At 67.6% G+C, this 6,570-nt stretch carries 3 protein-coding genes and 1 pseudogene; all 4 read right to left on the reverse strand.

Going from position 1 to position 6,570, the window contains the following annotated elements; all coding sequences use genetic code 11:
* On the reverse strand, positions 1-1,254 hold a 1,254-nt coding region (locus A3728_RS11890; RefSeq protein ID WP_161489586.1), incomplete at its 3' end, for an FAD-dependent oxidoreductase.
* A gap of 111 nt (positions 1,255-1,365) precedes the next feature.
* Complete coding sequence (locus A3728_RS11895) at positions 1,366-4,680, reverse strand: error-prone DNA polymerase (protein ID WP_067923853.1); 3,315 nt, start codon at positions 4,678-4,680, stop codon at positions 1,366-1,368.
* Positions 4,681-4,694: 14 nt separating this feature from the next.
* Positions 4,695-6,239 (reverse strand): Y-family DNA polymerase, encoded by a 1,545-nt coding sequence (locus A3728_RS11900; RefSeq protein WP_067923856.1) that lies wholly within the window; start codon positions 6,237-6,239, stop codon positions 4,695-4,697.
* Positions 6,133-6,570: pseudogene (locus A3728_RS11905) on the reverse strand (ImuA family protein); the annotation flags it as partial. The pseudogene A3728_RS11905 and the gene A3728_RS11900, both read right to left, overlap by 107 nt.

The raw sequence follows: 6,570 nt of genomic DNA on the forward strand, positions 1-6,570 counted from the left end.
GGAAAGCGCATCTGCCAGAACCCCCTGCCCGACCTTCGCCCCACACCCCCCGCAAAGCGGCGCACCGTCGAGGATATCCGCCACCCCGGCGGCAGCACCGCGGGGCGCCTTCGGCACGCCCATGACCGGCAGGTCGCGAAACTTGTCCATGAAGGCCCGGTCGATCCGGTCCTTACATTGCCACAGGGCACTGCCTGCAACGGCGAAACCCCATTTCTCCGCAAGCGCGGCCTTGCGCCCCAGCGACACCAGCTTGAGGTAGTTCTTCTGTGGTTTGAAACGCCGCAGGCTGCCATCCTCGCGCAGGGCACTGCGCAGATTGTCATGCAGCACCGGCGCTGCGCGAACGGCATATACCCCCGCCTTGGGCCGGGGCGCGAAATCCAGATGCGCGCAATCCCCGACGGCAAAAAGCCGGGAATCGCCCCGGACCTGCAGGCCGGGACCGACAGCGATGAAACCATCTTCCAGCGGCAGATCCGTTCGGGTGAGCCATTCATGCGGATACGCTCCCGCGGCGCCCACGCAGAACGCGGCGGCAATGGAGGAGCCATCCGCCAACACCACGCGGTCCGCCTCGATCCGGCGCACCTCGGCGCGGGTATGCACCACCACCTCCTGCCGGGCGAGTTCCCGGCGCAGCCTGTCGCGCGCCCGCGCACCGACGCCGGAAATTTCCGGCCCAGCCTCGATGACCGCGACCCGCGGTGGCGGTCCCACGCCGCGCAATGCAAAGGACATCGCCATGGCCAGTTCGCATCCCGCCACGCCGCCGCCGATCACCGCGACCTCCGGCGGCGCCTTTTCTTCCGTGACCCGATCCAGAAAACCACGCCAACGCTGGGCATAAGCGCCCAACGGCTTGGCGCCGACCGCATGTTCGGCGAACCCCGGAATCTGCATCCGGGCGGTGATCCCGATATCGAGCGATGCCACGTCATAGGCCACGGGGCCGCGCCCCTCCAGATGGATACGCCTCTCGGTGCGGTCGATCCCGCAGGCGCGGTCGATGATCAGCCGCGCACCCGCGAAACGGCAAAGCTGCACGAGGTCGATGTCCAGTTCGTCCCGCGCATAATGTCCGGCGACATGCCCCGGCAGCATGCCGGTATAGGGCGCGGTGGGGCCGGGATCGATCACGGTCAGCCGTGCCCCCGGCATCGGCGCCATGCCCCAGCGGCGCAGTACCAGCGCATGGGCATGGCCACCCCCCACCAGCACGAGGTCCCGCGTGAGGGGGGGATCAACGATCAAACTGCCGCCTGTTCTTCATTCTCATGATTCCAAATACTTCGGGGAGCGCGAGGGGCAGCGCCCCTCGTCCGTTGCAGATTTCATTGCGCCAATAACTATCCCAGCCGAACGTCAATGAAAATCGCGCGACTTGGGGATCACACGAACGTCACGCGGATGGGCGCGGCCCCCGACCTGTCCGGTGATCGGATGGGTCGGATGATCGCCCCGGCTGGTGACGCTGGGGATAGGCTCTTCGGACAAAGCCTCCAGCCGCGCCGTGCGGTTCTCCAGCGCATCCGCCACCACATGTATGACCTGTCCGTCGCTCTGGACCCGGCCATGCACCACCAGCAGGCGGGCGGCCATCACCGTGGCGCGGTGGGCCTCGAACATCTTGGGCCAGATCACGAGGTTCGCGACCCCCGCTTCATCCTCCAGCGTGATGAAGCAGACGCCCTTGGCGCTGCCGGGCTTCTGCCGCACCAGAACCAGCCCGGCGAGCGAGACCTTGCGCCCGTGCGGCATCCCCGGCAACTGGTCCGTGGAAGCAAAGCCCTGCCCCCGCAGGCTGGCGCGGAAAAAGCTCATGGGATGCGCCTTCAGGGACAACCGCAGCGTCTGGTAATCGGCGACCACATGTTCCGCCCGGGGCATCGCGGGTAGGCTCACCGCCGGTTCGGCGCCTTCATCCCGCGCCTCCGCATGGGTAAAGATCGGCAGATCGGGGGCGTCCTTCAGCCCCTGCGCCTGCCAGAGCGCCTGCCGCCGGTCGATCCCCATGCTGCGCATGGCATCCGCCGCCGCCAGACGCCGGACCGTGCCACGGTCCAGCTTTACCCGGGTCTTGAGGTCCGCCACATCGGCGAAAGGCATGGCGCGCATGGCCACGATGCGGCGTCCCGCCTCTTCGCGCAGGCCATCCACCTGACGGAAACCCAGCCGCAGGGCAAAGCCGCCCGCCCCGCAGGGCTCCAGCGTGCAATCCCATTCCGACAGGTTCACATCCACGCCGCGCACCTCCACCCCATGTTCGCGCGCATCCCGCACGATCTGCGCGGGCGCATAGAACCCCATGGGTTGGCTGTTGAGCAGCGCGCAGGCGAAAGCCGCCGGGTGGTGGCACTTCATCCAGGACGACACGTAGACAAGCTTGGCAAAGCTCGCCGCGTGACTTTCAGGAAACCCGTATTCGCCGAAGCCCTTGATCTGATCGAAGCACCGCTGCGCGAAGTCGGGGTCGTAGCCCCGCTCCGTCATGCGCCCCACCATCTTTTTCTGCAGCGTCTCGATCTGCCCGCGGGACCGGAAGGTGGCCATGGCCTTGCGCAACTGGTTCGCTTCGGCGGGCGAGAACCGCGCCGCCTCAATGGCGATCTTCATTGCCTGCTCCTGAAAGATCGGCACCCCGAGCGTCCGTCCGAGGATCTTCAGCAGTTCGTCCTGCGGATGCTCCGGCCCCGGTGCCGGATAGCTGACCCCCTCCAGCCGTTGGCGGCGGCGCAGGAAGGGATGCACCATATCGCCCTGAATCGGGCCGGGGCGCACGATGGCCACTTCGATCACCAGATCATAGAACCGCCGGGGCCGCAGTTTGGGCAACATCGCCATCTGGGCACGGCTTTCCACCTGAAAGACGCCAAGGGAATCGCCCGCGCAGAGCATGTCATAAGTCTGCGTATCATCCGGCGGGATGCTAGCAAGATCGTGGTCCTCGCCGTAATGCGCGCGCATCAGGTCGAAACACTTGGCGATACAGGTCAGCATCCCGAGCGCCAGAATATCGACCTTGAAGATATCCAGCGCATCGATGTCGTCCTTGTCCCACTCGATGAAGGATCTGTCGGGCATGGCACCGTTGCCGATGGGCACGATCTCGGTCAGGGGGCGTTCGGTCAGGATGAAGCCGCCCACATGCTGGCTGAGGTGGCGCGGCATGCCCGTCATCTGCCGGGCCAGATGGATGACCCGCCGCAGGTAGGGATCGCTCAGGTCCATGCCCGCTTCCCTGACCCGGGCATCGCCCACCTCGGGTTCATGGCTGCCCCAGACCGTACTGGCGAGCTTGCTGGTCACATCCTCGCTCAGTCCCATGGCCTTGCCGACCTCGCGGATGGCGCTGCGGGGGCGGTAGTGGATCACGGTGGCACAGAGCCCGGCGCGGGCGCGGCCATATTTCGCGTACATGTACTGGATCACCTCTTCGCGGCGTTCATGTTCGAAATCCACGTCGATGTCGGGCGGCTCGTCGCGTTCCTCACTCAGGAAGCGTTCGAACAGCACGTCGTGCTCCGCCGGATCGACCGAGGTGATGCCGAGGCAGAAGCAAACGGCGGAATTGGCCGCCGACCCACGACCCTGACACAGGATCGGCGGGCTGGCCTCCTCCCGGGCGAAGCGCACGATGTCGTTGATGGTCAGGAAATAGCGCGCGATCTTCTTCGAACGGATCAGCGCGAATTCCTTCTCGATAATCGGGGCGATCTTTTCAGGGATCCCCTCCGGATAGCGCCGCGCCGCCCCTTCCCATGTGAGCCGCTCCAACTCCTCCTGCGCGCTGCGGCCTTCGGGCACGATCTCATGCGGGTATTCGTACTTCAGATCGCCCAGCGAAAAGGTGCAATCCTCCGCGACGGTACGGGTCGCCGCGATGGCATGGGGCCATGCGCTGAACAGGCGGCACATTTCCGACGGAGGTTTGAGGTAACGCTCGGCGTTCGCCTCCAGCAGGAAACCCGCCTGCGCGATCGTCGTGCCTTCGCGGATGCAGACCATCACGTCCTGCAGGGGGCGGCGCATGGGGGCGTGGTAGAGCACATCATTGGTGGCCAGTATCCGCAGCCCCTGCCTCCGCGCGATGGCATCGAGCCGGTTGATCCGCGCCACGTCATCCCCCCGGTAGAGATAGGCCGCCCCCACGTAGCGCATCCCCGGCAGCGCCCGGACCAGCCGGGGCAGGCCAGCGGCGAACATGTCGAGGTTCTCGCCCGGCATGGCGATCAGGTGCAGGCCTTCGGCATGGGCCGCCAGCATCTCCAGCGTCAGATGGGTTTCGCCCTTTTCCTGCCAGCCGCCATCCACGTCCGACATCTTGCCCTTGCTGAGCAGCGTGGAGAGCCGTGCATAGGCGTCGCGGTCCCGCGGATAGGCCAGCAGATCGGCACCGCACATGAGCACCAGCCGCGCCCCGATCACCGGCCGGACCTTGGCCTTCTTCGCCTCCGTATGGATGCGGACGACACCGGCCAGCGTGTTGTGATCGGCAATACCGATACTGTCGTAGCCCAGCAAGTTTGCCGTTGCGGTCAGGTCGACCGCATCCGAGGCCGCGCGCAGAAAGGAAAAGCAGCTCGCCAACCCCAACTCCACATAAGGTGCGGGAGGATGCCAGCGGAACGGGTCCTCATCCTCCAGCGTGCGCCGCCTGTGTCCTTCCTGCTCCGGCATGGCTCAATCCCCCGTCACCCGAACAACCCATGCAGGAACCAGCGCGGATCGTCGCCGCGCCCGTCGCCCAGCACCCCCTCACGGTACATCCAGAAGCGCCGCCCATCGCCGACTTCCACCTTGTAGTAATCCCGCAGCCGGGTGCCGGCGCGGGCGCGCCACCATTCCGGGGCGAGCCTTTCGGGGCCTTCATGGCGCGTGGTCAGATAGGCCACCCCGCGCCAGCGAAACCGCGCCGGGGGGCCTTCGGGCACGGCGTAAAGCACGAAGATCTCTTCTGCCGGGTCCAGCAACCGCAGGGGCCGTTCGCGCGGCACCACCGGCGGGGCCTGCGGCACATGGGTAAGCGCGGGCACCTGCGCCTCCACCCGTTCGGGCAAATGGCTTTCCACCCAAGCCGACCATGTCACCTTCTCCGGGCCGAGCCGCGCGGTCAGCCTATCCAACAGGGCGGCCACGTCCTTGCCGGGATCGCGCTTGCCGTCGAGGTAATCCTGATGCAGCGCCAGGGCTTCCACCCGCAGCGCCTCCAGCGTCAGCAGATCGAAACCGAAACCGGGGTCGATGCCGTCGAGCTTGCCTTCCAGCAGGCGCACCACATGCGCGGCATCGCGGCTGGCCTGCGCCGTCGCCACATCCCGGCTGCGCCACTCCCCATCGACGCGGTAGATCGTCAGCCGCAACTGGCGTGCCCCCAGTTCAGCCCGCGACAACTGCAGGCACAGGTCTTCCGCGAGACCGGCCAGATGGGGCACCGGGTCGATCACCGGTTCCGGCAGGCGCCGCCGCACAAGCCAGCGGCGGGCATCCTGCGGCGCGTTCAGCGGATCGGGGGTGCGGCCCGTGGCCCGGTCGAGCAGGATGAGCGGATTGTCCTCTTCGGGCAGATGGCCGAACCGCCGCATCAGCGCCACGCGCGGCACGTCCCGCAGGGCCGCGACGGTCTTCAGCCCCAGACGGTCCAGCAGGCGCGCGGTATCGGGCGTGATCCGCAGGGCCGCCACCGGCAAGCCTGCCAGCCGGTCGCCCAATTCCTCAGGCCCGCAGATACACCCCGGAGAACCGTGCCGCGCCAGCATCTGTGCCCCACCCCGCGTGGGCGCCAGCGCCAGCCGCGCGGTCAGCCCCTGCATCTTGAACCGCGCCGCCATGTCCCGCAGCATCGCCGCCTCGCCCCCGAAAAGATGCCCGGCCCCGGTTACGTCGAGGATAATCCCGTCATCCGTGTCCCGCACCGTCCACGGGCACCAGCGCCGCGCCCACATGGCCACCCGCCCCAGCAGCGCCTGATCCCCGCGCGGATCGGCCTGTTCCACATGCAGGTCGGGATGGATGGCCTGTACGTCCACGATCCGGGCGCCGGGTGTGATCCCCCGTTCCCGCGCGGGCTTGCCCAACGCATGGACCACAGGACCATGGGTACCCGGCGCGGCCAGCACCACGGGCACCTCGTCAGCCGGCAGCGTCCGCTGCTGCGCCGTGATCCGCCGCCAACGGTCCATCGCCAGATCGGGAAACCAGGCGGAGACGATCCTTTGCCTGTCGCGCCTGTCGGTCATGGCTGGCCACCCAGACCCCGGGCGCCCGCCCCCGCGCACGAAACAGATCGGCCTCCCACAGGGGGGCGCCGGGGGCCTGCGTATTGTGGGGATGCGAAGCGGACGGAAGCGACGAGACGCGCCAGCGTTCGCGCGCGGCACTCAGCGTACCGGGATCGCCCGACCGGATCAGCCATACTGGCACCTCGGCAGCCTCGGCCCGCAGCGCCAGCCGCTTGGTGGCGGTAAAGCTCAGCACTTCGGGCGCGCCATGGATTTCGCCCACCACGGCGGCCAGCCCCCCGCAGGCGGCCCCCTCCTCCATGGCCCAGAGCACATCGCGCGGATGGCT

The sequence above is a fragment of the Sulfitobacter sp. HI0040 genome, assembly GCF_001634885.1.
Classification (GTDB): Bacteria; Pseudomonadota; Alphaproteobacteria; order Rhodobacterales; family Rhodobacteraceae; genus Sulfitobacter.

Excerpts from the sequence above, each read along its gene's own strand:
- A3728_RS11895 (WP_067923853.1), bottom strand. The coding sequence starts at position 4,680 with ATGCCGGAGCAGGAAGGACACAGGCGGCGCACGCTGGAGGATGAGGAC.
- A3728_RS11900 (WP_067923856.1), bottom strand. The coding sequence starts at position 6,239 with ATGACCGACAGGCGCGACAGGCAAAGGATCGTCTCCGCCTGGTTTCCC.